The organism is Photorhabdus africana, assembly GCF_035181445.1.
Lineage (GTDB): Bacteria > Pseudomonadota > Gammaproteobacteria > Enterobacterales > Enterobacteriaceae > Photorhabdus > Photorhabdus laumondii.
This window is the reverse complement of sequence record NZ_JAXBVE010000268.1, coordinates 1-252: the sequence shown is the minus strand read 5'-3', so window position 1 is coordinate 252 and position 252 is coordinate 1. Positions and strand designations below refer to the sequence as shown.

Below are 252 nucleotides of genomic sequence, written 5' to 3'. Positions count from 1 at the left end.
CATACAAATTGCCCTGGCGAAACCACAAGATAGCGGCACGGTGATGATGTCGACGGAAATCACCCAATTCAGTGCTGACTGGTTCTTGCGTGAAAACGGCTACCTGCTGGAGTCCAGCCGTGGACTACCGGGCATTGAAGGACTCAAACGACTGATGACAGGAAAAACCCTGACCATCAAAACCGGCAACGGAAACCGCATGACATTCAACATTTCTCAACTGGAACAGGCGGTGAAACCTTTACGCTCCGC

General features: G+C 51.6%; 1 protein-coding gene. It reads left to right on the top strand.

Annotated elements, in window-relative coordinates; genetic code table 11:
* Window positions 1–43 precede the first annotated feature (43 nt).
* Window positions 44–252, top strand: a 209-nt coding sequence (locus SLS51_RS23710) for a type VI secretion system-associated protein TagO (RefSeq protein ID WP_439126913.1), incomplete at its 3' end; no start/stop codon positions are given.